The sequence below is a fragment of the Cellulosimicrobium sp. ES-005 genome, from assembly GCF_040448685.1.
In the GTDB taxonomy this organism is placed as follows: domain Bacteria; phylum Actinomycetota; class Actinomycetes; order Actinomycetales; family Cellulomonadaceae; genus Cellulosimicrobium; species Cellulosimicrobium cellulans_G.
This window is the reverse complement of record NZ_CP159290.1, coordinates 2,085,015-2,110,749: the sequence shown is the minus strand read 5'-3', so window position 1 is coordinate 2,110,749 and position 25,735 is coordinate 2,085,015. Positions and strand designations below refer to the sequence as shown.

Annotated in this window: 24 protein-coding genes; all 24 read left to right on the top strand. The window is 75.4% G+C overall.

The annotated features are described in order from the left end of the window. The first annotated feature begins 55 nt into the window (after positions 1 to 55). Positions 56 to 502 (top strand): type II 3-dehydroquinate dehydratase, encoded by a 447-nt coding sequence (locus ABRQ22_RS09245; RefSeq protein ID WP_353709315.1) that lies wholly within the window; start codon positions 56 to 58, stop codon positions 500 to 502. Between the two features lie 94 nt (positions 503 to 596). Then, positions 597 to 1,247, top strand: coding sequence for a hypothetical protein (locus tag ABRQ22_RS09240; protein WP_353709314.1), 651 nt, complete (start codon positions 597 to 599; stop codon positions 1,245 to 1,247). Further along, the gene (locus ABRQ22_RS09235; protein WP_353709313.1) at positions 1,244 to 1,735 is read left to right on the top strand and encodes a hypothetical protein; all 492 of its coding nucleotides are present in this window, start codon (positions 1,244 to 1,246) and stop codon (positions 1,733 to 1,735) included. The genes ABRQ22_RS09240 and ABRQ22_RS09235 overlap by 4 nt, the downstream gene beginning before the upstream one ends. Before the next feature lie 110 nt (positions 1,736 to 1,845). After that, a complete protein-coding gene (efp, locus tag ABRQ22_RS09230) occupies positions 1,846 to 2,409 on the top strand; it encodes an elongation factor P (protein ID WP_021482610.1) in 564 nt (187 codons plus the stop codon). 28 nt (positions 2,410 to 2,437) lie between these two features. Then, positions 2,438 to 2,857, top strand: coding sequence for a transcription antitermination factor NusB (gene nusB / locus ABRQ22_RS09225; RefSeq protein ID WP_253049354.1), 420 nt, complete (start codon positions 2,438 to 2,440; stop codon positions 2,855 to 2,857). Positions 2,858 to 3,041: 184 nt separating this feature from the next. Continuing rightward, positions 3,042 to 3,701, top strand: coding sequence for a bifunctional pyr operon transcriptional regulator/uracil phosphoribosyltransferase PyrR (gene pyrR / locus ABRQ22_RS09220; protein ID WP_353709312.1), 660 nt, complete (start codon positions 3,042 to 3,044; stop codon positions 3,699 to 3,701). After that, the gene (locus tag ABRQ22_RS09215) at positions 3,698 to 4,789 is read left to right on the top strand and encodes an aspartate carbamoyltransferase catalytic subunit (RefSeq protein ID WP_353709311.1); all 1,092 of its coding nucleotides are present in this window, start codon (positions 3,698 to 3,700) and stop codon (positions 4,787 to 4,789) included. The genes pyrR and ABRQ22_RS09215 overlap by 4 nt, the downstream gene beginning before the upstream one ends. Further along, positions 4,786 to 6,150, top strand: coding sequence for a dihydroorotase (locus ABRQ22_RS09210; RefSeq protein WP_253049360.1), 1,365 nt, complete (start codon positions 4,786 to 4,788; stop codon positions 6,148 to 6,150). The genes ABRQ22_RS09215 and ABRQ22_RS09210 overlap by 4 nt, the downstream gene beginning before the upstream one ends. Then, complete coding sequence (locus ABRQ22_RS09205) at positions 6,147 to 6,851, top strand: hypothetical protein (RefSeq protein ID WP_353709310.1); 705 nt, start codon at positions 6,147 to 6,149, stop codon at positions 6,849 to 6,851. The genes ABRQ22_RS09210 and ABRQ22_RS09205 overlap by 4 nt, the downstream gene beginning before the upstream one ends. Positions 6,852 to 6,913: 62 nt before the next feature. Next, on the top strand, positions 6,914 to 8,107 hold the full coding sequence (carA, locus tag ABRQ22_RS09200) for a glutamine-hydrolyzing carbamoyl-phosphate synthase small subunit (RefSeq protein ID WP_253050700.1): 1,194 nt from the start codon (positions 6,914 to 6,916) through the stop codon (positions 8,105 to 8,107). 2 nt (positions 8,108 to 8,109) lie between these two features. Further along, positions 8,110 to 11,481 carry a carbamoyl-phosphate synthase large subunit gene (carB, locus tag ABRQ22_RS09195; protein ID WP_353709309.1) on the top strand — a complete coding sequence of 1,124 codons (3,372 nt, stop codon included), beginning with the start codon at positions 8,110 to 8,112 and terminating at the stop codon, positions 11,479 to 11,481. Further along, positions 11,478 to 12,347, top strand: coding sequence for an orotidine-5'-phosphate decarboxylase (pyrF, locus tag ABRQ22_RS09190; protein WP_353709308.1), 870 nt, complete (start codon positions 11,478 to 11,480; stop codon positions 12,345 to 12,347). Before carB ends, pyrF begins: the two co-directional genes overlap by 4 nt. A 119-nt stretch (positions 12,348 to 12,466) precedes the next feature. Next, positions 12,467 to 13,357, top strand: coding sequence for a tyrosine-protein phosphatase (locus ABRQ22_RS09185; RefSeq protein WP_353709307.1), 891 nt, complete (start codon positions 12,467 to 12,469; stop codon positions 13,355 to 13,357). A 221-nt stretch (positions 13,358 to 13,578) separates the two neighbouring features. After that, positions 13,579 to 13,890, top strand: coding sequence for an integration host factor, actinobacterial type (mihF, locus tag ABRQ22_RS09180; protein ID WP_021482878.1), 312 nt, complete (start codon positions 13,579 to 13,581; stop codon positions 13,888 to 13,890). Positions 13,891 to 13,951: 61 nt separating this feature from the next. After that, positions 13,952 to 14,626, top strand: a complete 675-nt coding sequence (gene gmk / locus ABRQ22_RS09175; protein WP_353709306.1) for a guanylate kinase — start codon at positions 13,952 to 13,954, stop codon at positions 14,624 to 14,626. Positions 14,627 to 14,802: 176 nt separating this feature from the next. Continuing rightward, a complete protein-coding gene (rpoZ, locus tag ABRQ22_RS09170) occupies positions 14,803 to 15,081 on the top strand; it encodes a DNA-directed RNA polymerase subunit omega (protein WP_047234226.1) in 279 nt (92 codons plus the stop codon). Positions 15,082 to 15,188: 107 nt separating this feature from the next. Next, entirely contained in the window at positions 15,189 to 16,478 is a 1,290-nt protein-coding gene (gene coaBC, locus ABRQ22_RS09165) for a bifunctional phosphopantothenoylcysteine decarboxylase/phosphopantothenate--cysteine ligase CoaBC (RefSeq protein ID WP_353709305.1), read from the top strand. A 63-nt stretch (positions 16,479 to 16,541) separates the two neighbouring features. Beyond that, positions 16,542 to 17,738 (top strand): methionine adenosyltransferase, encoded by a 1,197-nt coding sequence (metK, locus tag ABRQ22_RS09160; RefSeq protein WP_353709304.1) that lies wholly within the window; start codon positions 16,542 to 16,544, stop codon positions 17,736 to 17,738. 136 nt (positions 17,739 to 17,874) lie between these two features. Next, entirely contained in the window at positions 17,875 to 20,199 is a 2,325-nt protein-coding gene (locus ABRQ22_RS09155) for a primosomal protein N' (RefSeq protein ID WP_353709303.1), read from the top strand. Continuing rightward, the gene (locus tag ABRQ22_RS09150; protein ID WP_353709302.1) at positions 20,196 to 20,846 is read left to right on the top strand and encodes an HAD family phosphatase; all 651 of its coding nucleotides are present in this window, start codon (positions 20,196 to 20,198) and stop codon (positions 20,844 to 20,846) included. The genes ABRQ22_RS09155 and ABRQ22_RS09150 overlap by 4 nt, the downstream gene beginning before the upstream one ends. 545 nt (positions 20,847 to 21,391) lie before the next feature. After that, a complete protein-coding gene (fmt, locus tag ABRQ22_RS09145; protein WP_353709301.1) occupies positions 21,392 to 22,345 on the top strand; it encodes a methionyl-tRNA formyltransferase in 954 nt (317 codons plus the stop codon). After that, the gene (locus ABRQ22_RS09140) at positions 22,342 to 24,060 is read left to right on the top strand and encodes a transcription antitermination factor NusB (RefSeq protein ID WP_353709300.1); all 1,719 of its coding nucleotides are present in this window, start codon (positions 22,342 to 22,344) and stop codon (positions 24,058 to 24,060) included. The genes fmt and ABRQ22_RS09140 overlap by 4 nt, the downstream gene beginning before the upstream one ends. 87 nt (positions 24,061 to 24,147) lie before the next feature. Further along, entirely contained in the window at positions 24,148 to 24,375 is a 228-nt protein-coding gene (locus tag ABRQ22_RS09135; protein ID WP_253049387.1) for a helix-turn-helix transcriptional regulator, read from the top strand. Next, the gene (locus ABRQ22_RS09130; protein ID WP_353709299.1) at positions 24,372 to 25,643 is read left to right on the top strand and encodes a HipA domain-containing protein; all 1,272 of its coding nucleotides are present in this window, start codon (positions 24,372 to 24,374) and stop codon (positions 25,641 to 25,643) included. Before ABRQ22_RS09135 ends, ABRQ22_RS09130 begins: the two co-directional genes overlap by 4 nt. The last annotated feature ends 92 nt before the right edge of the window (positions 25,644 to 25,735 follow it).

Below are 25,735 nucleotides of genomic sequence, written 5' to 3'. Positions count from 1 at the left end.
CCACGGCACGAGCACCCACGCGCCGCGCCCCGCGGCGCCGCTAGGCTCGGGCGCCATGGAACGCGTGCTGGTCCTCAACGGACCCAACCTCGGCCGGCTCGGAGTGCGCGAGCCGGAGATCTACGGCTCGGCGTCGATGTCCGACCTCCAGGAGTCCGCCCTCGCGTGGGGGAGCGCGCTCGACCTCACGGTCGACGTGCGGCAGACCGACGACGAGTCCGAGCTGGTGGGCTGGCTCCACGAGGCCGTCGACGCCCGCGCCCACGTCGTGCTCAACCCGGCCGCGTTCACCCACTACTCCTACGCGGTGCGCGACGCGGCGGCGCAGGTCACGACCTCCGGCCTCCTGCTCGTCGAGGTGCACCTGAGCAACCCCGCGGCGCGCGAGGCGTTCCGCAGCCACTCCGTCGTCGGCGCGGTCGCCACGGGGACGATCGCGGGGTTCGGGTTCGACTCGTACCGGCTCGCGCTCGAGGCGCTCGCGGCCCGGCTGCGGGGCTGACGCGGCGCCCTCCCGTGCCGACCGTCGGCCTTGATCCCTCTCCATCAAGCCCCCATGCTTGATTCGATCCCCTCAAGGGCCTAGCCTGGATCGCATGTTCGTCCTCACCGTCGACCAGCGCGGGAGCACGGGGCACCCGGACCGGGTGCCCGAGGTGCTCGCGCGCCTGGGCGAGCTCCTCGACGCACGCCCCGGCGTCGTGGTGCCGTTCGACCGCACCGTGGGCGACGAGGTGCAGGGCGTGCTCGACGACGCCGACACCGTGGTCGAGGTCGTGCTGGACCTGCTGCGCGACGGCGGCTGGAGCGTCGGCGTCGGCGCCGGGAGCGTCGACGAGCCGCTGCCCGCGGTCTCGCGCGAGGCGTCGGGGGAGGCGTTCGTGCGGGCGCGCGAGGCGGTCGAGCAGGCCAAGTCGCGCGCGGCGACGGCGCCCGTCGCCGTCCGGGGCGAGCCGCCGGCGCGCGCCGCCGAGGTCGAGGCGCTCCTGCGCCTCCTCGCGGCGGTCGTGGACCGGCGTACCGCGCCGGGGTGGGAGGCCGTCGACACGCTCGCGCGCGTGGGTGGCACCCAGAAGGATGTGGCCCGCGTGCTCGGGGTCTCCGAGCAGGCCGTGAGCCAGCGGCTGCGCGTCGCGCTGTGGCCCGAGGAGGCGGCGGTGCGGCCCGTGGTGGCGAGGCTGCTGGGCGAGCTCGGGGCGAGCCGACGGGGTGAGCCGTCGGAGGATCTGCGGGAGGGCGGGAGATGACGGACCCGGTGTCGGTCGTGCTGGTCGTGCTGGTGTGGGTCGTGGCGCTCGCGGTGAGCGTCCTCGGCGGAGGGACCGTGACGCAGTGGGTGCTGCGCGCCGCTGCCCGCTCCGGCGACCCGGCCCGGGCGGGCTCCCGGCGGGCGGGGCGCGTGAGGTCGCGGGCCGCCGCGGCGGACCCGGCCTCCGTCCCCGTCCCCCCGCCGCCGCCTCCCACGACGGGACCCATCGGGACCGAGGCCGTGAAGGCGCTGCGCGGTGGCACGTGGATCGGGATCCTCGAACGGTTCGCCATCACCGGCTGCCTCCTCGCCGGGGAGCCCGGCGGGATCGCCTTCGTCGTGGCGATCAAGGGCCTCGGGCGCTACCCGGAGCTGCGGGAGCACCCGGTCGCGTCCGAGCGGTTCGTCATCGGCACGCTCGCCTCGATGTGCTGGGCGGCGACCGTGGGCGTGGTCGCGAACGCGGTCCTCGTCGCGCTCCGGTAAGATCGTCAAGGCCCATTTCCGCATCCCGTCCTCGAGGACCCTGTCGTGCCGTCCCGGCACGCGGCTCCGCGTGGGGCGGAGACCGCAGACCCTCCGACAGGAAGACGAACGTGGCGACCACCAACGACATCAAGAACGGCACCGTGCTGCGACTCGACGGCCAGCTGTGGACCGTGATCGAGTTCCAGCACGTCAAGCCCGGCAAGGGTGGCGCGTTCGTCCGCACCAAGATCAAGAACGTCATGACGGGCAAGACGATCGACAAGACGTTCAACGCCGGCCTCAAGATCGAGACGGCCAACGTCGACCGCCGTGACTTCCAGTACCTGTACCAGGACGGCGCGGACTACGTGTTCATGGACACCTCGACGTACGACCAGATCACGGTGGGTGCCGAGATCGTGGGCGACGCCAAGGACTACATGCTCGAGAACCAGAACGTCCTCATCGCGTCGAACGACGGCCAGCCGCTCTACATCGAGCTGCCCGCCTCGGTCGTCCTCGAGATCACGTACACGGAGCCGGGCCTCCAGGGCGACCGCTCCACGGGTGGCACCAAGCCGGCCACGCTCGAGACGGGCGCGCAGATCCAGGTCCCGCTCTTCCTCGAGCAGGGCACCAAGGTCAAGGTCGACACGCGCGACGGCTCGTACCTCGGCCGCGTGAACGACTGACCGCCGGCACGACGGGCTGACGACACACATGGCCGCACGCACCAAGGCGCGCAAGCGCGCGCTCGACGTCCTCTTCGAGGCGGAGCAGCGCCAGGTGGACCCGGCGACCCTCCTCGCGGAGCGCGTCGCCGACCCCGGCACCGCGCAGACCGCCCTGCCGCAGTACGCGGTCGACATCGTCGAGGGCGTGCTCGCGCACCGCGACCGCATCGACGAGCTGATCGAGACGTACTCCCACGGGTGGACGCTCGAGCGAATGCCGGCGGTCGACCGGGCCCTGCTGCGCATCGGCGGCTGGGAGATCCTCTTCAACGACGACGTCCCGGACGTCGTCGCGATCGACGAGGCCGTCGACCTCGCGCGCTCCCTGTCGACCGACGACTCGCCGTCGTTCGTCAACGGGCTGCTCGCCCGCATCGTCGAGATGAAGCCGACGATCACGGCCTGAGCGCTCCACGGCCCTGCTGCGGGCCGGCGCGACCCTCGACGCGGCGTCGGTCACGGGTGTGACCGACGCCGCGTCTTATCCGGCGGGACGCGTACCCGCCGCCGCGGCCCGCGGCGGTAGGGTGGGTGACCGTCAGACATCCTTTAAGGCCCGTCCCGTGAGGCGGGGAAGGAGGTCGCCGGACATGAGCTCTGGCGCTGCTGTGCCCACACCACCCCCATCGACCCCGGAGACGACGCCCGAGGCCGGGACCGTCGTCCTGACGGCCGCCGACATCTCCCGCGCGCTGACGCGCATCGCCCACGAGATCGTGGAGCGCAACAAGGGGGCCCACGACCTCGTCCTCCTCGGGATCCCGACGCGCGGCGTCCCGCTCGCGACGCGGCTCGCCGAGCGCCTCGCCGCGATCGAGGGGACGCCCGCCGACGGCGCGCCGGACCCGCACGCCATCGTCGGCGAGCTCGACGTGACGATGTACCGCGACGACCTGCACCGCCACCCGACGCGGACGATCGGCGCGACGCGCCTGCCCGGGTCGGGCATCGACGGCAAGGTCGTGGTCCTCGTCGACGACGTGCTGTACTCCGGGCGCACGATCCGGGCCGCGCTCGACGCGATCAGCGACCTGGGCCGCCCGCGTGCCGTGCAGCTCGCCGCGCTCGTCGACCGCGGCCACCGCGAGCTGCCGATCCGCCCCGACTTCGTCGGGAAGAACCTGCCGACGTCGACGTCCGAGCGCGTCAGCGTGCGCCTCGCCGAGGTCGACGGCGCGCCCGCGGACGGGTCCTCGACGGACGCGGTCGTGATCCGGTCCGCCACCACCGGGACGGAGGCCCCCGCATGAGGCACCTGCTGTCCACCCAGGACCTCGCGCGCGCCGACGCGGTGCGCATCCTCGACACGGCCGCGCAGATGGCCGCGACGCAGGCGCGCGAGATCAAGAAGCTCCCGACGCTGCGCGGCCGCACGGTCGTCAACCTCTTCTACGAGGACTCGACGCGCACCCGCATCTCGTTCGAGACGGCGGCCAAGCGCCTGTCGGCCGACGTCATCAACTTCTCGGCCAAGGGCTCGAGCGTGTCCAAGGGCGAGTCGCTCAAGGACACGGCGCTGACCCTCCAGGCGATGGGCGCGGACGCGGTCGTCGTGCGGCACCAGGCGTCCGGCGCCCCGCACCTGCTCGCCCACGCGGGCTGGCTCGACGCCGCGGTCCTCAACGCCGGCGACGGCACGCACCAGCACCCGACGCAGGCGCTGCTCGACGCGTACACGCTGCGCCGCCACCTGTCCGGGACGGGCCTCACCGCTCCCGGCGCGAGCGGCCCGGACGACGCCGCCGCGCGCGGCGCGGGCCTCGACGGGCGTCACGTGGCGATCGTCGGGGACGTGCTGCACTCGCGCGTCGCGCGCTCCAACGTGCACCTGCTGCACACGCTCGGTGCGCGCGTGACCCTCGTCGCCCCGCCGACGCTCCTGCCGGTCGGCGTCCAGACGTGGCCGTGCGCGGTCTCCTACGACCTCGACGCGACCCTCGCCGGCGACACCGCGCACGGCGGCCCGGACGCCGTGATGATGCTGCGCGTGCAGCGCGAGCGCATGAGCGGCTCGGGTGCCGGCGGGGGAGCGTTCTTCCCGAACCCCCTCGAGTACAGCCGCAAGTACGGGCTCGACGCCCGGCGCCTCGGGCTGCTCGCCGAGCACGCGATCGTCATGCACCCCGGCCCGATGAACCGCGGGCTCGAGATCTCCGCGCAGGCGGCGGACTCGCCGCGCGCCGTCATCGTCGAGCAGGTCGCGAACGGCGTCGCCGTGCGCATGGCCGTGCTCTACCTCCTCCTCGCGGGCAGCGACGAGACCGACGCCGCCCCTGCCACAGCCGTCCCGCACCCGCCCGTCCAGCCTCCCGTCGTCGAAAGGGTCCCCGCCTCGTGAGCAGCGCCGCAACCACCACGTACGTCCTGCGCGGCGCGCGCCCGCTCGGGGGCGACCCCGTCGACCTCGTGCTCTCGGGCGGCGTGATCGCCGAGATCGCGCCGGTCGGTGCCGCGCGGGCTGGGTCCGCGGACGACGAGACGGTGGTCGTCGACGCGACCGGCCTCGTCGCGCTGCCCGGCCTGGTCGACCTGCACACGCACCTGCGCGAGCCGGGCCGCGAGGACGCCGAGACGATCGAGTCCGGCACCCGCGCCGCCGCGGCGGGCGGGTTCACCGCCGTGCACGCGATGGCGAACACGACGCCCGTCGCGGACACGGCCGGCGTCGTCGAGCAGGTGTGGCGCCTCGGGCGCGACGCGGGCTGGGTCGACGTGCACCCGGTCGGCGCCGTCTCCGTCGGCCTCGCCGGCGAGCAGCTCGCCGAGCTCGGCGCGATGGCCGACTCCGCCGCGCGCGTGCGCGTGTTCTCCGACGACGGCAAGTGCGTCGACGACCCGATCCTCATGCGACGGGCGCTGGAGTACGTCAAGGCGTTCGACGGCGTCGTCGCCCAGCACGCGCAGGAGCCGCGCCTCACCGAGGGCGCCCAGATGAACGAGGGCGTCGTCTCTGCCGAGCTCGGCCTCGCGGGCTGGCCCGCGGTCGCCGAGGAGGCGATCATCGCGCGCGACGTGCTCCTCGCGGAGCACGTGGGCTCGCGCCTGCACGTGTGCCACCTGTCCACCGCGGGCTCGGTCGAGATCGTGCGCTGGGCCAAGGGCCGCGGGATCGACGTCACGGCCGAGGTCACGCCGCACCACCTCGTCCTCACCGACGACCTGGCGCGCGGCTACGACCCGACGTTCAAGGTCAACCCGCCGCTGCGCACGGCCGCGGACGTCGAGGCGGTGCGCGAGGGCCTGGCCGACGGCACGATCGACATCGTCGCGACCGACCACGCGCCGCACGCGCGCGAGGACAAGGACTGCGAGTGGGCGGCGGCAGCCTTCGGCATGACCGGCCTGGAGACGGCGCTCAGCGTCGTCCAGCAGACCATGGTCGACACCGGCCGACTCACGTGGGCCGACGTGGCGCGCGTGCTCTCGAGCGCGCCCGCGCGCATCGGCCGCATCGACACCGGCGCGCGCGCCCAGGGCCGCCCGCTCGAGGTCGGCGAGCCCGCCAACGTGACGCTCGTCGACCCGGCCGCGCGCCGGGTCGTCGACGGTGCGGGGCAGGTCACGGCGAGCACCAACACGCCGTTCCAGGGCCGCGAGCTGCCCGGCGCCGTCGTCGCCACGTTCCTGCGGGGGCGCGCGACCGTGCTCGACGGCGCACCCGTCCCGGCACCCGCGGACGCGCAGGGGGTGGGGGCGTGAACCTGCCCCAGCCCGTCGCGGTCGGCATCTGGGTCGTCCTCGGCGTCGTCCTCCTGACGCTCGTCCTCGTCGGCCGCCGGCGCCTCGTGCGTCGCTCGGCCGGCGTCGTCCCCACGCCCCCGGCGGTGCCCGCCGAGGCCGCGCGGGGTGCCGTGGTGCTCGGGCCGCTCGACGCGCTCTACGTGTCCAGCACGCTCGCGGGCGACTGGCTCGCCCGCGTCGGGGCCCACGGGCTCGGCGACCGGTCCCAGGCCCAGGCCACCGTGCACGACGGCGGCCTGCTGATCGAGCGCAGCGGCGCCCCGGACCTGTGGGTGCCCGCCGCCGCGGTCGGGGGCGTGGCCCTCACGCCCGGGATGGCCGGCAAGTTCGTCGGCAAGGAGGCCATCGTCGTCGTGACGTGGACCGTGCCCGGGGAGCCGGTCCCTGCCGACGCGCCCGAGGCTCCGGCGAACCCCGAGGTTCGGCTCGACACCGGCCTCCTGCCCCGCCACGACCACGACGTCGCGCGCCTCCTGGAGGCCGTCCGCGGCCTCGCCGGACGAGCCGACGCCGACCGCGACGAACCCGTAGCCGCCGGCACGCACGAGCGACGACCCGGGGCGCCGAGCGGCGCCGCCCCCGCAGACCCCGCAGACCCGGCGCCGACGCGCGAGAGCGCGGCCCCCGGCACCGACGAGAACGACGAGGAAGCACCGTGACCGCCCCAGTGAACACAGCGACCACCCTGGCCTCAGCGACCGCACCGCCCGCCGAGCGGGCCCTGATCGTCCTCGAGGACGGAACCGTGCAGACCGGGCGCGCCTACGGCGCGCGCGGCACCACGGTCGGCGAGATCGTCTTCAACACCGGCATGACCGGCTACCAGGAGACGCTCACCGACCCCTCCTACCACCGGCAGATCGTCGTCATGACGGCGCCCCACATCGGGAACACCGGCGTCAACGACGAGGACCCCGAGTCGGGCAAGATCTGGGTCGCCGGGTACGTCGTGCGCGACGCGGCCCGCCGCGCGTCGAGCTGGCGCGCGCAGCGCACCCTGGACGAGGAGCTCGCCGCGCAGGGCGTCGTCGGCATCAGCGACGTCGACACGCGCGCCCTCACGCGCCACCTGCGCGAGCTCGGCGTGATGCGCGCCGGCATCTTCTCCGGGGACGCGCTCGTGCGCGACGGCTACCCGCGCACCGTGGAGGACCTCGTCGCCGAGGTGAAGGCGGCGCCCGCGATGGCCGGCGCCGACCTCGCGCGCGAGGTGAGCACGGACACGGCGTACGTCGTCGAGCCCTTCGAGGGCACGACGCCCGACGGCGAGCCCGTCGCCACCGTCGTCGCCGTCGACCTCGGCATCAAGTCCATGACGCCGCAGCGCCTCGCCCAGCGCGGCGTGCGCGTGCACGTGGTCCCCGCCGCGTCGACGATCGAGGACATCGAGGCGTACGCGCCCGACGGCGTGTTCTTCTCCAACGGCCCGGGCGACCCCGGGGCGGCGACGCACGAGGTCGAGCTGCTGCGCGGCGTCCTGGACCGCGGCACCCCGTTCTTCGGGATCTGCTTCGGCAACCAGATCCTCGGACGTGCCCTCGGGTACGGCACGTACAAGCTCGCGTACGGACACCGCGGCATCAACCAGCCCGTCATGGACCGCCGCACCGGCAAGGTCGAGGTCACCGCGCACAACCACGGGTTCGCCGTGGACGCGCCGCTGGACGGCGAGTCCGTCGCCCCGCACGACGGCGGCCGCTACGGGCGCGTCGTCGTGTCCCACGTCGGGCTCAACGACCAGGTGGTCGAGGGGCTCGAGTGCCTCGACCTGCCCGCGTTCTCCGTCCAGTACCACCCCGAGGCCGCGGCCGGCCCCCACGACGCCGCGTACCTCTTCGACCGCTTCGTCGAGCTCATGGCGTCCCGACGCGCTCAGAGCTCCGCAGCCGCCGACCAGAACACCAAGGAGAGCTGACCGTGCCTCGCAGAACCGACATCTCCAGCGTCCTGGTCATCGGGTCCGGCCCGATCGTCATCGGCCAGGCGTGCGAGTTCGACTACTCCGGCACCCAGGCGTGCCGCGTGCTCAAGGAGGAGGGCCTGCGGGTCGTCCTCGTGAACTCGAACCCGGCCACGATCATGACCGACCCCGAGTTCGCCGACGCGACGTACGTCGAGCCCATCACGACCGAGGTCCTCACCTCGATCATCGCCAAGGAGCGCCCCGACGCGCTCCTGCCCACGCTCGGCGGGCAGACCGCGCTCAACGCGGCGATCGCGCTCGACGAGGCGGGCGTCCTCGCCGAGTACGGCGTGGAGCTCATCGGCGCGAACATCGAGGCGATCCAGAAGGGCGAGGACCGCCAGCAGTTCAAGGACGTCGTCGAGAAGTGCGGCGGCGAGTCGGCGCGCTCGGTCATCGTCCACACGGTCGACGAGGCCGTCGCGGCCGCGGGCGACCTCGGCTACCCGATGGTCGTGCGCCCGTCGTTCACGATGGGCGGCCTCGGCTCGGGCTTCGCGTACGACGAGGAGGAGCTGCGCCGCATCGTCGGGCAGGGCCTGCACTACTCCCCGGTGACCGAGGTGCTCCTCGAGGAGTCGATCCTCGGCTGGAAGGAGTACGAGCTCGAGCTCATGCGCGACAAGCACGACAACGTCGTGGTCGTGTGCTCGATCGAGAACGTCGACCCCGTCGGCGTGCACACGGGCGACTCGATCACGGTCGCGCCGTCGCTGACGCTCACGGACCGCGAGTACCAGAAGCTGCGCGACATCGGCATCGCGGTCATCCGCGAGGTCGGCGTCGACACGGGCGGCTGCAACATCCAGTTCGCCGTCGACCCGGACACGGGGCGCGTCATCGTCATCGAGATGAACCCGCGCGTCTCGCGCTCGTCGGCGCTCGCGTCCAAGGCCACCGGGTTCCCCATCGCGAAGATCGCGGCGAAGCTCGCCGTCGGCTACACGCTCGACGAGATCCCCAACGACATCACGCAGGTCACGCCGGCCTCGTTCGAGCCGACGCTCGACTACGTCGTCGTCAAGGTGCCGCGCTTCGCGTTCGAGAAGTTCCCGGCCGCCGACCCGACGCTCACGACGACCATGAAGTCCGTCGGCGAGGCCATGGCGCTCGGGCGCAACTTCACGGAGGCGCTCGGCAAGGCGCTGCGCTCGATCGACAAGGGCGGCTCGGTCTTCCACTGGGACGGCGACCCCGTCTCCGGCGCGGACCTCGACGACCTCCTGGTGCGCATCGCGCGCCCCACGGAGAACCGGATCATCGGCGTCCAGCAGGCGCTGCGCGCCGGGGCGAGCGTGGAGCAGGTGTTCGAGGCCACGAAGATCGACCCGTGGTACCTCGACCAGATCCAGCTGGTCAACGAGGTGGCGGCGGCCGTCGCCGACGCGCCCGCGCTCACGGAGGACGTGCTGCGCGAGGCGAAGAAGCACGGCCTGTCCGACGCGCAGGTCGCGCGCCTGCGCGGCATGGGCCCCGCCGGCGAGGCGACCGTGCGCGAGGTGCGCTACGCGCTCGGCGTGCGCCCCGTCTACAAGACGGTCGACACGTGCGCGGCCGAGTTCGCGGCCCGCACGCCGTACCACTACTCGTCCTACGACCTCGAGACCGAGGTCGCCCCGCGCGAGCGCGAGGCCGTGATCATCCTCGGCTCGGGCCCCAACCGCATCGGCCAGGGCATCGAGTTCGACTACTCGTGCGTGCACGCGGCGCTCACGCTGCGCGAGCGCTACGAGACGGTCATGGTCAACTGCAACCCGGAGACGGTCTCGACCGACTACGACACGTCCGACCGTCTCTACTTCGAGCCGCTCACGTTCGAGGACGTGCTCGAGGTCTACCAGGCCGAGCTCGCCGCGGGGCCGGTCAAGGGCATCATCGTGCAGCTCGGCGGGCAGACGCCGCTCGCGCTCGCGCAGCGCCTCGCGGACGCGGGCCTGCCGATCCTCGGCACGAGCCCCGAGGCGATCGACGCCGCCGAGGACCGCGGGGAGTTCGGCCGCGTGCTCGTCGAGGCGGGCCTGCCCGCCCCGGCGTTCGGCACGGCGCGCTCGCTCGACGAGGCGAAGGACGTCGCGGCCGGCATCGGCTACCCGGTGCTCGTGCGCCCGTCCTACGTGCTCGGCGGGCGCGGCATGGAGATCGTCTACTCGGCCGAGCAGCTCACGGGCTACGTCGAGCGTGCGCTCGCCGCGGCCGCCGCCGAGGACCGCACGGCAGGCACGCTGCCCGCGCCGCTGCTCATCGACCGCTTCCTCGACGACGCGATGGAGATCGACGTCGACGCGCTCTACGACGGCACCGAGCTGTTCCTCGGCGGCGTGATGGAGCACATCGAGGAGGCGGGCATCCACTCCGGCGACTCGGCGTGCGTCCTGCCGCCCGTGTCCCTCTCGGAGCAGGAGATCGAGCGCATCCGCCGCTCGACCGAGGCCATCGCCCAGGGCGTCGGGGTGCGCGGCCTGCTCAACGTGCAGTACGCGCTCGTCTCCGACGTGCTGTACGTCCTGGAGGCCAACCCGCGCGCGTCGCGCACGGTGCCGTTCGTCTCGAAGGCGACGGGCACGTCGCTCGCGAAGGCCGCGGCGCGCGTCATGGCGGGCGAGTCGATCGCCGAGCTGCGGGCCGCGGGCGTGCTGCCCGCCGAGGGCGACGGCGGCACGCTCCCGCTCGACGCGCCGATCGCGGTCAAGGAGGCGGTCCTGCCATTCAAGCGCTTCCGCACCGCGGACGGCGCCGTCGTGGACACGGTGCTCGGCCCGGAGATGCGCTCGACGGGCGAGGTCATGGGCTTCGACCGTGACTTCCCGCACGCGTTCGCCAAGTCGCAGGCCGCCGCGTTCGGCGGGCTGCCGACGTCGGGCCGCGTGTTCGTCTCGGTCGCGGACCGCGACAAGCGCTCGATCGTCTTCCCGGTCAAGCGCCTCGCGGAGCTCGGGTTCGAGATCCTCGCGACGGACGGCACGTCGAGCGTGCTGCGCCGCAACGGCATCGCGTCGCGCGTGGTGCGCAAGTTCTCCGCTGGCCGCGGCGCCGACGGGGAGCCGACGATCGTCGACCTCATCACGGCCGGCGAGGTGGACATGGTCATCAACACCCCGTCCGGCCAGGGCGCGCGCGCCGACGGCTACGAGATCCGCGCCGCCACGACGGCGGCCGACAAGCCGATCGCGACGACGGTCGACCAGCTCGCCGCGGCGGTGCAGGGCATCGAGGCGGTTCTCGCGGGCCCGTTCGCGGTGGCCAGCCTCCAGGAGCACATGGCGGGCGAGGGCCTGACGGCCGGCGTCACGCTGCCTACCGCCGCCGCGGAGCGGGTGGGCGCGTGAGCGGGGGCTTCGGCGCGCGGCTCGCTGCCGCGACGGACGACCACGGGCCGCTGTGCGTCGGGATCGACCCGCACCCCGGCCTGCTCGCGGACTGGGGCCTGCCCGACGACGCGGCGGGGCTGCGCGAGTTCGGGCTGCGGGTCGTCGAGGCGGTCGGCGGGCGCGTGGCGGCGGTGAAGCCGCAGTCGGCGTTCTTCGAGCGGCACGGGTCGCGCGGCGTCGCGGCGCTCGAGGAGGTGCTGGCGGCGGCCCGCGCGGCGGGCACGCTCGCGATCATGGACGCCAAGCGCGGCGACATCGGCTCGACCATGGCCGCCTACGCCGACGCGTACCTGCGCGACGGCTCCCCGCTGGCGGCGGACGCGCTGACGGTCTCGCCGTACCTCGGCTTCGGTTCGCTCCAGCCCGCGGTGGACGCCGCCCTGGAGACCGGGCGCGGGCTGTTCGTGCTGTGCCTCACCTCGAACCCCGAGGGGGCCGAGGTGCAGCACGCGCGCCGCGGCGCCGGAGCCGACGTGGAGTCGGTCGCGGCGCACGTGGCGCGCGAGGCCGCGCGGCTCAACGCGCCCGTCGTCGAGTCGGGCGACGCGCTCGGACCGGTCGGGCTCGTCGTCGGTGCGACCATCGCCGACGCCGCGGCCCGCACCGGCACGGACCTCGCGGCGGTGCGGGGCCCGCTCCTGGCCCCCGGCGTGGGTGCGCAGGGCGCGGGAGCGGCCGAGCTCGCCGCCGTGTTCGGGGACGCGCGGCGCCAGGTGCTCGCGTCCTCCTCGCGCGGCGTCCTGCGTGCAGGACCGGACGCCGACGCCCTGCGCGCCGCGGCGCGAGCGGCCACGGACGAGGCGGCGCAGGCCCTGCGCGGCTGAGAGACCGACCCGGGCGGCGGGGCCGGCACCTGCGGGTGCCGGCCCCGCCGTCGTTCCGGGACGTGGTCGGCGAGGGTCCGGGCACGCTGGTCGTCGTCGTGCCGTGCGAGACTGCGCCCATGACCTCCCACGACACGTCCCACGACGCGGGCCCGCGCGGCTCCGGCACGCCCACGGAGGCGGCTGCCGCCGTCCCCGCACCCGAGGGCGCGGCCGTGCCGGGCGCGCTGGACCTGCCGGGCACGTGGAACGCGCGCGACGTCGGAGGCCGGGCGGTCCCGATCGGCCACGACGAGCCCCTGCGCACCGGCGTCCTGCTGCGGACGGCGAGCCTGTCGCGCCTGACCCCGGCGGGCCAGGCGGCGCTCTCCGACCTCGGGGTGACGACGGTCCTCGACCTGCGCGGGGACGACGAGCTCGAGCGCGACGGTGCGGACGCGGTGCCGGGCGGCGTGCGGGTGCTGCGCCGCGGCATGGACCCCGCGCAGGGCCTGCAGGCCGGGGGCGGCGGGGGAGCGTCGGCCGACCCCGCGGCGCTGATCGCGGGCCTGCTGGCGGCGGACGACCCGACCGCGGTCGCGCGCCGCATGATGCACGGCGTGTACGCGACGTTCGTCCAGGACCCGGGCATCCGCGCGACGGTCGGGCGCGTGCTCGGCGAGGTCGCGTCGTCGGACGGCGCCGCGGTCGTGCACTGCTCGGCGGGCAAGGACCGCACCGGGTGGGTGGTCGCCCTCGCCCAGTACGTCGCGGGCGTCGGGGAGGAGGACCGCCGGGCGGAGTACCTCGCGAGCCGGTCGGCCGTGGGTGGACTCGCCGCGCTCGTCCCGCCCATCCCGGGCCTGTCCCCGGACGCGCTGGCCCCGGTCCTCACGGTGGAGCCGGAGTACCTCGAGGCGGCGTGGGAGCTCGCCGCCCGCGAGCACGGGAGCGTGGACGGCTACCTCGTCGCGTGCGGGGTGACCACGGCCGTGCGCGACGCGCTCGTCGCGCGCCTCGTGGCGTCCTGACGGTCCCCTCGGTCACCTCACGACGCCCCTCGCTGCGCCGACGGCGCGCGACGCGCCCTGCCCAGTCGTTGCCCGATCGGTCGAGGCTCGCTACTTTCGAGGGGTCGGCTCCGTGCGTCGGCGCAGGTCGCCCGGGTGATTCACCCGATTAGGGCTCCTCGTCGGGGCACGCCGGGACGACTGAGTGGGCCCATCCGCCTGACGACGAGTAGGTGACTTGCGTGGCACTTCCACCCCTGACCCCAGAACAGCGCGCGGCGGCGCTCGAGAAGGCCGCAGAGGCCCGACGCGTGCGCGCCGAGGTGAAGAACAGGCTCAAGTACTCCCAGGGCTCCCTGAAGGAGGTCATCGAGCGCGGGCAGACGGACGACATGATCGGCAAGCTCAAGGTGGTCTCGTTGCTGGAGTCCCTGCCCGGCGTGGGTAAGGTGAAGGCTCGGGCGATCATGGAGGAGATCGGGATCGCCGAGACACGTCGTGTCCGCGGCCTCGGCCCCCACCAGTCCGCGGCCCTCATCGAGAGGTTTGGCTGACATTTCCGCGCACCCGTCCGACCCGACGCCGCACGCCCCCGCCGAGGGGACGTCGGCGTCGGTGGTCTCACCCGGCCCCGCCCGCCTGACCGTCCTTGCCGGTCCGACCGCCGTGGGGAAGGGGACGGTGTCGGCGGACATCCGGGCCCGGTACCCGGAGGTGTGGCTGTCCGTGTCCGCCACCACGCGCGACCCGCGGCCGGGGGAGGTGGACGGCGTCCACTACCTGTTCGTCGGCGCCGACGAGTTCGCCCGCATGGTCGCGGACCGGGAGCTGCTCGAGTGGGCGGTGGTGCACGGTCGCAACAGCTACGGCACGCCCCGGCGTGCGGTCGAGGAGAAGCTCGCCGCGGGCGTGCCGGCGCTCCTGGAGATCGACCTCCAGGGCGCCCGCCAGGTGCGGGCCTCGATGCCCGAGGCGCGCTTCGTGTTCCTCGCCCCGCCGAGCTGGGACGAGCTGGTGCGCCGGCTCGTCGGCCGCGGCACGGAGGACGCGGAGGAGCGCGAGCGTCGGCTCACGACGGCGCGGGTCGAGCTCGCGGCGGAGTCGGAGTTCGACCACGTCATCGTCAACGACGAGGTGCACCGCGCGACGGACGAGCTCGTGCGCGTCATGGGGCTCGAGCCCCGGCCCGTCGTGGGCGGGACGGGTGACGCCGCGCGGTCGGCGGATCCCGCGCCGCCCGAGCGCACCGAGCAGCGCACCGAGCAGCACACTCAGCAGCACACCGAGTAGACTGTCCTGCGGTGCCCGCGCGCGGGCCCGCTCCCCGGTGGGCCGCAGGCCCGGTCCGCGGACCCGGCGACTGCCCGGGGCCGCGCCGCCCGGCCCCGGACGGAGCGGTCGGCGCGCCGCCGCCATCGACCAGCTGCAGCCGTCGGCTGCAGACCCTTGAACCCACGGAGCGAACTGTGTCCGGAACCGTCGCCGCCCCCGAGGGCATCACCGACCCGCCGATCGACGACCTGCTGGAGCACGTCGACTCGAAGTACGCGCTCGTCATCTACTCGGCCAAGCGCGCGCGCCAGATCAACGCGTACTACTCGCAGCTCAGCGAGGGCCTGCTGGAGAACGTCGGGCCGCTGCTCGAGACGCGCAACCAGGAGAAGCCGCTGTCGATCGCGATGCGCGAGATCAACGCGGGCCTGCTGACGATCGAGGCCGAGCCCGACGAGGCCGACGAGGCCTGAGCCCGTACGCCGCGCCCCTCACGACGAGGGCGCGGCGTTCGTGCGTCCACGGCCGTCCGCCCCCGGGGTGGACGCGGAGTTCGAGCGGGACCGGCGGGAGGAGCGACATGCGGATCGTGCTCGGGGTGAGCGGCGGGGTCGCGGCGTACAAGGCCGTGCTGCTGCTGCGGCTGCTGCGCGAGCGAGGGCATCGGGTGCGCGTGGTGCCCACGGCGTCGGCGCTGCGGTTCGTGGGCGCGCCCACGTGGGAGGCGCTGTCGGGCGAGCCCGCGACGGACCAGGTGTTCGAGGACGTGGAGCACGTGCCGCACGTCGCGCTGGGCCAGGGCGCCGACCTGGTGGTCGTGGCGCCCGCGACCGCGGACCTGCTCGCGCGGGCGGCGTCGGGCCGGGCGGACGACCTGCTGACCTCGACGCTGCTGACCGCGCGCTGCCCGGTCGTGATGGCGCCCGCGATGCACACCGAGATGTGGGAGCACCCGGCCACGCGCGCGAACGTGGCCACGCTGCGCGAGCGCGGCGTGCACGTGATCGAGCCGGCGTCGGGCCGTCTGACGGGTGCCGACACGGGCCCGGGGCGCCTGCCCGAGCCCGACGAGATCGCGCGTGTCGCCCTGGCCGTCGCGGGGGGCGCCGACGACGAGGCGGGCGCCAGCGGGGAACCGGCGCCGGTGCGCGACCTCGCGGGTCGTCGGGTCGTGGTCTCCGCGGGCGGCACGCGCGAGCCGATCGACCCGGTCCGCTTCATCGGCAACCGGTCCAGCGGGCGCCAGGGGGTCGAGCTCGCGCGGGCGGCGCGGGCGCGGGGCGCCCACGTGACGCTCGTCGCGGCGAACCTGGCCCCGGACGTCGCCGCGCTGGTGCGGGACGCCGGCCTGGACGACGTGGTCGGGGTCGAGACGACGGCCCAGCTGCGCGACGCGGTGCGCGCCGCGGCGGCGTCGGCGGACGTCGTCGTGATGGCCGCTGCGGTCGCGGACTTCCGCCCGGCGCACGCACCCGGGGCGAAGATCAAGAAGGTGCCGGGCCGCGGGCCGGAGCCGATCGCGCTCGTCGAGAACCCGGACGTGCTCGCCGAGCTCGCGCACGACCGGCTGCGCGCCGGCCAGGTCGTCGTGGGGTTCGCGGCCGAGACGGGCGACGCGGACGGCTCGGTGCTCGACCACGGCCGGGCGAAGGCGCGCCGCAAGGGCGCGGACCTGCTCGTCGTGAACGCGGTGGGCGAGAGCCTCGGGTTCGGCGTCGACGCGAACGACGTGACCGTCGTCGACGGGTCCGGCGACGTCGTCGCGACGGCGGGGGGCACCAAGCGCGCGGTGGCGGACGCCGTGTGGGACGTCGTCGCGGGCCGGGTGGCCGCGGCGACGGCGGACGACGGGGTCGCACGGGTCGAGTGACCCGCGTCTCGTCTCGCCTACCGGATGCCCGCGCCCACGCCTCGGGACAGTAGGCTGTGCGGCATGGCTGATCTGCGTCTGTTCACGTCCGAGTCCGTCACCGAGGGGCACCCGGACAAGGTCTGCGACCAGATCTCCGACTCCATCCTCGACGCGCTCCTGACGCAGGACCCGACGTCCCGCGTGGCGGTCGAGACAATGGTCACCACGGGCCTCGTGCACGTCGCGGGCGAGGTGACCACGGACGCGTACGTCGAGATCCCGCAGATCGTGCGCGACGTCGTGCGCCGCATCGGGTACACGTCGTCCGCGATCGGCTTCGACGCGGACTCGTGCGGCATCTCCGTGTCGATCGGGCAGCAGTCGCCCGACATCGCGCAGGGCGTCGACAAGAGCCTCGAGGAGCGCGACGACCAGCGCGACCACGACCCGCTCGACGCGCAGGGCGCGGGCGACCAGGGCCTGATGTTCGGGTACGCGAGCGACGACACGCCGAGCCTCATGCCGCTGCCGGTCTGGCTCGCGCACCGCCTCGCGGAGCGTCTCGCGCTCGTGCGCCGCGACGGGACGGTGCCGGGCCTGCGCCCGGACGGCAAGACGCAGGTCACCATCGGGTACGACGGCGACCGTGCGGTCACGCTCGACACCGTCGTCCTGTCCACGCAGCACGACCCGGACGTGCGGCAGGACGCGCTGCACCGGCTCGTCGCGGACGACGTCGTCGCGCCGGTCCTCGAGGCCGCGGGCGTCGACCTCGACACGCGCGAGACGCGCCTGTTCGTCAACCCGACGGGCACCTTCGTCGTCGGCGGCCCGCAGGGCGACGCCGGCCTGACGGGCCGCAAGATCATCGTGGACACCTACGGCGGCATGGCCCGCCACGGCGGCGGCGCCTTCTCCGGCAAGGACCCGTCGAAGGTGGACCGCTCCGCCGCGTACGCGACGCGCTGGGTCGCGAAGAACGTCGTCGCGGCGGGCCTCGCGCGCCGCTGCGAGGTGCAGGTCGCGTACGCGATCGGCAAGGCGCACCCCGTGGGCCTGTACGTGGAGACGTTCGGCACGGAGAAGGTGCCGGTCGAGCGCATCACGGCCGCGATCCGCGAGGTGTTCGACCTGCGGCCCGCGGCGATCATCCGCGACCTGGACCTGCTGCGCCCCATCTACGCCGCGACGGCCGCGTACGGGCACTTCGGGCGCGAGCTGGACCAGTTCACGTGGGAGCGCACGGACCGCGTCGCGGACCTGCAGTCCCAGGTGTGACGAGCCCGGCCCGGCTTCGCACGGCCGCGCCGGCTCGCCTGCCGGTCGACCTGCTGGCGTGCCCGAGCGTCCGCGCGCTCGGCGAGGTGCCGCCCGCCCGCCCGGTCGTGACGGCGGCGCGTGGTTCGATGACGTCGTGAGCGAGCCCGAGGACACGGCGCAGGCGGTGCAGGACACCCTGCCGGGCGTCTCGGCGCCCGCGGCACGGCGCCCGGCCGTCCCGGCGTCCCAGCAGGTCGCGGCGCACCTGCCCGTCGCGCGCCTGGCGCTCGACCTGGCGCCCCCGCACCTGGACCGCGCGTTCGACTACCTCGTGCCCGCCACGATGTCCGACGACGCGCAGCCCGGCGTGCGGGTCAAGGTGCGGTTCGCCGGACGCGACGTCGACGGGTACGTCCTGGAGCGGACCGAGCGCTCCGACCACGACGGCCGCCTGCTGCCGCTGCGCCGGGTCGTCTCGCCGGAGCCGGTGCTCTCGCCGGCCGTGGCGCGGCTCGCGCGCTCGGTCGCCGACCACTACGCGGGCACTCTGTCGGACGTGCTCCGCCTCGCCGTCCCGCCCCGGCACGCGCGCGCCGAGCAGGCGCTCGCGGCCGCCGTCGCCGCGGCACCCGGGAGCGGCGCCGCGGGGGGCACGACGCCGGTGGGCGAGTCCGGCGCGGCACACCCCGCCCCGTCAGAGGCCGCAGGGTCCGGTGCGGCGTCCGGCGGGTCCGTGTGGGCCCCGTACCGCGCCGGCGCGGCGTTCCTCGCGCACGTCGCGGGCGGGGGCGCGCCACGGGCGGTGTGGACCGCGCTGCCGGGCCTCGCGCCGCCCGCCCCTCCTGCCTCGGTGCCGGGGCCGGTCGAGCGCGGGAAGGGTGCCGCGCGGGTGCGCCGGGCGGCGGACCCGCTGCCCGTGACGCACTGGGCCGCGGCCGTCGCGGAGGCGGTGCGCGCGGCCCGGTCGGGCGGCCGGGGGGCGCTCGTCGTCGTGCCCGACGCGCGGGACGTGGACCAGGTCTGCGCCGCCCTGGACGCCGCGGGGCTGCCCCCGTGGGACGCCGCGACCGGGGGCGAGGTGGTGCGCCTCACCGCGGACGAGGGACCGGCGCCGCGGTACCGCGGCTTCCTCGCGGTGCTGCACGGCCGGGCGCGGGTCGTCGTGGGGACCAGGGCGGCGGCGTTCGCCCCGGTGGCGGACCTCGGTCTCGTGGTGTGCTGGAACGACGGCGAGGACACGCTCGCCGAGCCGCGTGCCCCCTACCCGCACGCGCGCGAGGTGCTCGCGCTGCGCAGCGACCAGGAGGGTGCCGCGTTCCTCCTCGGGTCGCACGGCCGCACGGTCGCGGCGCACGCGCTCGTGACCCGGGGCTGGGCGCACGATCTGGCGGCGCCGCGCGATGTCGTGCGGGCACGGGCGCCCCGGGTCCGCGCCCTGACCTCCGTGGAGCTCGCCGCCGAGGGCCCGGGCGCCGCGGCCCGCATCCCGACCGCGGCGTGGCGCGCGGCTCGCTCCGCGCTCGAGCAGGGGCCGGTGCTGGTGCAGGTGCCCCGCTCGGGGTACGTGCCCGTCGTCGCGTGCGGGCGCTGCCGCACGCCGGCGCGCTGCACCGTGTGCCACGGCCCGCTCGCGCTGTCCGGCCCGCAGGCGACGCCGCAGTGCGCGTGGTGCGGGGCGCTCGCGGGCGGCTGGTCGTGCGCGGAGTGCCACTGGACGGGGCTGCGGTCGGTGCGCGTGGGGTCGCAACGCACGGCGGAGGAGCTGGGACGCGCGTTCGCGGGCGTGCCCGTGCAGGTGTCCGGCGCGGCCGCGGCGGGCGGCGTGCTGGGCGCGGTGTCGTCCCGACCGGCGCTCGTCGTCGCGACGCCGGGTGCGGAGCCGGTCGCCGAGGGCGGGTACGCGGCGGCGCTCCTGCTCGACGCCGCCGTGAGCACCGCGCACGTCGGGCTGGACGTCGCGCAGGACGCGCTCGCGCGCTGGCTCGCCGCGGCGGCGCTCGTGCGTCCGGCGACCGCGGGCGGGCAGGTGCTGCTCGTCGGCGACGCCGCCCCGGCGCCGACCAACGCGCTCGTGCGCTGGGACCCGGCGCTCCTCGCGGACCGGGAGCTCGACGAGCGGGCCGAGCTGTCCCTGCCGCCCGCCGTCCGGGTGGCGGCGGTGACGGGGGACCGCCCGGCCGTCGCGGCGCTGCTGGGGCGGGTGGAGCTGGCGCGGCCCGACGCCGTCCTCGGTCCCGTGGAGGTGCCCGCGCCCCCGCCGCGCGGGCGGGCGCCGGGGGCGGGCGGCCCAGGGAGCGGGGCCGTCGACGGCCCGGGGCCGGGGATGCTGGACGCCCCACCCGTGCGCGCCGTCGTGCGGGTGCCCGTGCGCGACGGCCGGCGGCTCGCGCGTGAGCTCGCCGCGTCCCTCGCGGTGCGGTCGGCGCGCCGGGAGCCGGGTAGCGTGCGGGTGGAGCTCGACCCGAAGGAGATCCTGTGACGACTCACCACCCCGCGCCGACCAGCGGCACCCCCGAGCGCGCGATCGACGCCGTGCTGTACGACTTCGGCAACGTGCTGGTGGGCTGGGACCCGTACGGCGCGTACGCCGGGCTGGAGCGGGAGGTGGTCGACGCGTTCTTCGCCGACGTCGACTTCCGGGTCCTCAACCACGAGCGCGACGCCGGGGCCACGTGGGCGGACGCGCGCGCCGCCGTCGCGGCGTCCCACCCGCACCACGTGGCGCTCCTGGACCGCTACGTCGCGGAGTTCCCCGCGACGCTCACCGGCCCCGTGGAGGGCTCCGAGGAGCTGGTGCGCGAGCTGCGCGACCTCGGGCTGCGCCTCTACGGGCTGACGAACTGGTCCGCCGAGCTGTACCCCCACGCCGGGCCCGCCGCCCCGGCCACGACCCTCATGGAGGACGTCCTCGTCTCCGGGCGCGAGGGTCTCGCCAAGCCCGATCCCGCGATCTTCGCGCTCGCGGTCGACCGGTTCGGCCTCGACCCGGCGCGCACGCTCTTCACCGACGACAGTCCCGCGAACATCGACGCCGCGGCCCGGCTCGGCCTGCGCACGCACCTCTTCGACGGCACGCCCGGCCTGCGCGCCGCCCTGCGTGACCTCGGCGTGCCCGTCGCGCGGTGACGGTCGCCGCGGGCGTCCGTGGCGCGTCCCGCACCGCGCGGGCCGGAGGTGGTCGACCGGGGTCCCTGGGCTGACGGGCGCCGACCCTTCCGCGGGTGCGCGGCGTCTGCTGGGATGAGAGCCGTGCTCCCCGCTCGGCGACCGGCCCTCATGGCGTCCGCGCTGCTCGTGGTGGCGGCGCTCGCGGCCTGCTCCGACGGCGCGCCGAGCGCGACCGCACGGTGGCACGTCGCTCCGGACGCGGACCTCGCGGGGGACGTGCTGCCGATCGTGGTCGAGCACGGCGCCGCCTGCGAGGAGTACGCGGGCGTCGACGTCGTCGAGAGCGACGACGCGGTCGAGATCACCGTGCGGGTGGTCGTCCGGCGACCGGAGGAGGGTTCGTGTGCCCCGAGGCGGCGATCTCGCGCCGGGTGGACGTCCCCTGGACGTGCCGCTCGGCGCGCGGACGGTGGGCGGACCAGGGCACGAGGAGACTCCCGCGCTCGGGTAGCGCGGCTCCCGACCGCGCGGTCGGGAGCGCCGCGCGACCTAGACTCGGGCCCATGCGCCTGCTGTTCGCCGGGACCCCGGATACCGCGGTCCCGTCCCTCGACGCCCTCCTCGACTCCCGCCACGACGTCGTCGCCGTCCTCACGCGCGCCGACGCGCCGTCGGGCCGGGGACGGCGCCTGACCCCGAGCCCCGTCCGCGTGCGCGCGGAGGAGGCCGGGATCCCCGTGATCACCGACCGCCCCCGCGGCGAGGAGTTCCTCGCGCGCCTCGCGGAGCTCGACGTCGACGCGGCACCCGTCGTCGCGTACGGGGAGATCCTGCGCCCCGACGTGCTCGCCGTGCCGCGGCACGGGTGGGTCAACCTGCACTTCTCCGTCCTGCCGGCCTGGCGCGGCGCCGCGCCCGTGCAGCGCGCGATCATCGCCGGGGACGAGGTCACCGGCGCCACGACGTTCCTCATCGAGGAGGGCCTGGACTCCGGCCCCACCCTCGGCACGACGACCGAGACCATCCGTCCTCGCGACACCGCCGGGGACCTCCTCGGCCGCCTCGCCGTGTCCGGCGCGGGGCTGCTCGTCGCGACGCTCGACGCGCTCGAGGACGGGACCCTGCGCCCGCAGCCCCAGCCCGCCGACGGCGTCTCCCACGCCGCGAAGCTCACGCCCGCCGACGCGGAGGTGCGCTGGGACCACCCGGCGCTCGCGGTCGACCGCCTCGTGCGGGGCTGCACCCCGGCGCCGGGCTCCTGGACCACGGTCCCCGGTCCCGACGGCGCGCGCGCCCGCCTCGGCCTCGGCCCGGTGACGCCGCGCCCCGACGTCACGGACCTCGCCCCCGGGCAGGTGCGCGCCGGGAAGAAGGAGGTGCTCGTCGGCACCGCGACGCACGCCGTCCGGCTCGGGGACGTCGCGCCCGTCGGCAAGAAGCAGATGCCCGCCGCCGACTGGGCGCGCGGGGCACGCCTCCCCGAAGAGCTCGTGCTCGGCGCGGAGGTCGCCCGATGAGCGGCGGCACGCCCGCGGACCGCGACCGCGACGCCATGGACCGCCCGCCGTCGACCAGGGGATCGAACGCACGTTCGAACGATCGGGCGAACGGACCCGCGCGGGACGACCGCGAGTCGAACGCGCGTTCGAATGCGCGCGGAGAGGCCGAGCGCAACGGCTCGAACGCCCGTTCGAACAGGTCCGCCGGTGGCCAGGACCGCCGTGCCGACGCGCGCCGCGACGCCCGCGGCCGCCAGCGCGGCGCCGCCCGCTCCCGGGGCGAGACGTCCCGCAGCGCGCACGCACCCTCCCAGCGCCGCAAGGGCACCGACCCTGCCCGCGCCGTCGCCTACGACGTCCTGCGCCAGGTCGACGGATCCGACGCCTACGCCAACCTCGTCCTGCCCCCGCTGCTGCGCGAGCGCGGCATCCGCGGCCGCGACGCCGGGTTCGCCACCGAGCTCGCCTACGGCACCCTGCGCCTGCGCGGGCGCTACGACGCGATCCTCGCGCTGTGCCTCGACCGCCCCCTCGACCGCCTCGACCCGCCCGTGCTCGACGTCCTGCGGCTCGGCGCGCACCAGCTCCTCGGCATGCGCGTGCCCCAGCACGCCGCCGTGTCCGAGACCGTCGGCCTGGCCCGAGAGCGCACCGGCGCCGGCAGCGCCCAGCTCGTCAACGCCGTCCTGCGCCGCGTCGCCCGCACCCCCCTCGACGACTGGCTCACCACCATCGCCGACGACGCCCCGGACGCCCTCGCGGCGCTCGCGGCTACCCAGAGCCACCCCGTGTGGATCGCCCGCGCTCTGCGCGACGCCCTCGCCGGCAACGGGCGCCCCGTCGACGAGCTCGACGCCCTCCTCGCCGCCGACAACGACGCCCCCCGCGTCACGCTCGTCGCCCGTCCCGGCCTCGCCGCCCCCGACGAGCTCTCCGACGGCGACGACCGCGTCACCCCCGCCCGCTGGGCGCCCACCGCCCTCACCCTTGACGGTGGCGACCCCGCCGCGTTCGGCGCCGTGCGCGACGGCCGCGCCGGCGTCCAGGACGAGGGCAGCCAGCTCGTCGCGCTCGCGCTCGCCGCCGCACCGCTCACCGGACCGCAGCCCGGCTCCACCGGCGACGACGCGCGCTGGCTCGACCTGTGCGCCGGCCCCGGCGGCAAGGCCGCGCTCCTCGCGGCGCTCGCGGCCGAGCGCGGGGCACGCCTCGTCGCCAACGAGGTCCAGCCGCACCGCGCACGCCTCGTGGAGAACGCGCTCGCCGCCGTGCCCGCGGACGCCGTGGAGGCCGTGCGCACGGGCGACGGGCGCGCCGTCGGGCAGGACGAGCCGGGTGCGTACGACCGCGTGCTCCTCGACGCCCCCTGCACCGGCCTCGGTGCGCTGCGCCGTCGTCCCGAGTCCCGGTGGCGGCGCACCCCGGCGGACCTCGCGACCCTCACCGGGCTCCAGCGCGAGCTCCTCGACTCCGCGCTCGACGCCGTCCGGCCCGGGGGAGTGGTCGGGTACGTCACGTGCTCGCCGCACCTCGCCGAGACCCAGGTCGTCGTCGCCGACGTGCTCCGCCGCCGCGACGACGTCGAGGTCCTCGACGCCCCGGCCGTCGTGCGCGACGTCGTGCGCCCCGAGGCGCGCGACGCGATCGAGCTCGGCGACCGCCAGGACGTCCAGCTCTGGCCGCACGTCCACGGCACCGACGCCATGCACCTCACGCTCCTCCGTCGCGTCTGACCAGGCCACAGTGCCTTTGTCAGGATATTCGGCGGAAGTCCGTGTCATGATAGTCGGACATGGTTCGCTGGCAGGAGGGAAGACGCGATGACAGGACACTGGACGGGCGCCCGGAGCGCGCGCGACATCGGCGCGGCCGTCCGCAGGGTACGGCGAGCGCAGGGCATCACTCAGGCGGAGCTCGCCGACGACCTCGGAATCACTCGCCAGTATCTCTCCGAGCTCGAGAACGGCGTCGACAACCTCTACATCACCCGGCTCTTCGAGGTCCTCGACCACCTCGACATCTCCCTCCGCCTCGAGGACCGATCGTGAGACGGGCCGAGGAGCTCGACCTCTGGCTCTACGGGACTCACGCCGGGCGCTTCACGCGACGACGAGACGATCGCGTCGACCTCACATGGACAGACGAGGCCTACGAACGGTGGGGGATCGGCGCGCGAACGCTGTCCCACCTCCTCCCGATGGAACCCGACGAACCACCACACCCCGCCCGGGCCACCGCATGGCTCGACGGGCTCATGCCCGAGGGCCGCGCCCGCGACCAGATGGCCATGGAAGCCGCCGTCGACCCCGAGGACCACCTCTCGTTCTTCACGGCGTACGCAGGCGACACCATCGGGGCCGTAGAGCTGCGCCCTCCAGGCCAAGCCGGCCATCGATCCGTTCCCGCCGAACGGCTCGACGACGCCGCGGTCGCCAGGCTCCTTCGAGAAGGCGTCGCGCGATTCGGCGGCGTCGGACGAAGCAAGCACCTCACCAGCTCCCTGCCCGGCATGGAACCCAAGATCACCCTCCTCCACGACGAGCACGGCTGGGCCCGCCCCCACGGATCCGCCCCCACCACCCACATCCTCAAGGTCGCCCGCCCCTCCGACTCACCCACCGCCGACCTCGTCAACACCGAAGCCGCCGCCCTCGACCTCGCCCGCCGCGTCGGCCTCACCACCGTCGACGCGCACGTCACCGAGTTCGACGGCGAACGCGCCATCGTCGTCACCCGCTACGACCGCATCCCCGACCCCCGCGAACCCAGCGGCACCGCCCGCCTCCACCAGGAAGACGCCGCCCAGGCCCTCGGCATCAACACCCGCGACCCCGAACGCAAGTTCCAGCACGGACGCCGCTTCCCTTCCCTCGCCGCCATCGCCCGCACCCTCCGCGACGACGGCACCCGCCCCGACCCCCTCCTCGCCCTCACCACCTTCAACCTCGCCCTCGGCAACACCGACGCCCACGCCAAGAACATCTCCGTCCTCCGCCACGCCGACGGCACCGTCCGCCTCGCCCCCGCCTACGACGTCTCCATGCACCTCCACCACGACCACGCCTCCCGCGTCTTCGCCATGGACGTCGCCGGAGAACGCGACATGGACCGCCTCACCGCCGACCACCTCGTCACCGAAGGCACCACCTGGGGCCTGCCCCGACGCCGCGCCCAGCGCGCCGTCACCCAGACCCTCGACGCACTCCTCGCGGCGCTCGCGGACGTCGACCGCGACGCCCACCCCGGCGTGAGCCGCCACGCCTGGCGCACCGTCGAGCAGCGCACCACCGACCTCCGCCGAGGCATCCTCGCCTGATCCCGGCTCGCCGAGGTAGAGCCCTGGTCGTGCCCGACGGCACGACCACGCCTCTACCTCGGCGCGTCGGGCGGGCTGTGAGGGTCTCGTCG

What these genes read in the sequence shown, in the direction of transcription:
- ABRQ22_RS09245 (WP_353709315.1), top strand. Translation starts at nt 56, where the DNA reads ATGGAACGCGTGCTGGTCCTCAACGGACCCAACCTCGGCCGGCTCGGA.
- ABRQ22_RS09240 (WP_353709314.1), top strand. Translation starts at nt 597, where the DNA reads ATGTTCGTCCTCACCGTCGACCAGCGCGGGAGCACGGGGCACCCGGAC.
- ABRQ22_RS09235 (WP_353709313.1), top strand. Translation starts at nt 1,244, where the DNA reads ATGACGGACCCGGTGTCGGTCGTGCTGGTCGTGCTGGTGTGGGTCGTG.
- nusB (WP_253049354.1), top strand. Translation starts at nt 2,438, where the DNA reads ATGGCCGCACGCACCAAGGCGCGCAAGCGCGCGCTCGACGTCCTCTTC.
- pyrR (WP_353709312.1), top strand. Translation starts at nt 3,042, where the DNA reads ATGAGCTCTGGCGCTGCTGTGCCCACACCACCCCCATCGACCCCGGAG.
- ABRQ22_RS09215 (WP_353709311.1), top strand. Translation starts at nt 3,698, where the DNA reads ATGAGGCACCTGCTGTCCACCCAGGACCTCGCGCGCGCCGACGCGGTG.
- ABRQ22_RS09185 (WP_353709307.1), top strand. Translation starts at nt 12,467, where the DNA reads ATGACCTCCCACGACACGTCCCACGACGCGGGCCCGCGCGGCTCCGGC.
- coaBC (WP_353709305.1), top strand. Translation starts at nt 15,189, where the DNA reads ATGCGGATCGTGCTCGGGGTGAGCGGCGGGGTCGCGGCGTACAAGGCC.
- metK (WP_353709304.1), top strand. Translation starts at nt 16,542, where the DNA reads ATGGCTGATCTGCGTCTGTTCACGTCCGAGTCCGTCACCGAGGGGCAC.
- fmt (WP_353709301.1), top strand. Translation starts at nt 21,392, where the DNA reads ATGCGCCTGCTGTTCGCCGGGACCCCGGATACCGCGGTCCCGTCCCTC.
- ABRQ22_RS09140 (WP_353709300.1), top strand. Translation starts at nt 22,342, where the DNA reads ATGAGCGGCGGCACGCCCGCGGACCGCGACCGCGACGCCATGGACCGC.
- ABRQ22_RS09135 (WP_253049387.1), top strand. Translation starts at nt 24,148, where the DNA reads ATGACAGGACACTGGACGGGCGCCCGGAGCGCGCGCGACATCGGCGCG.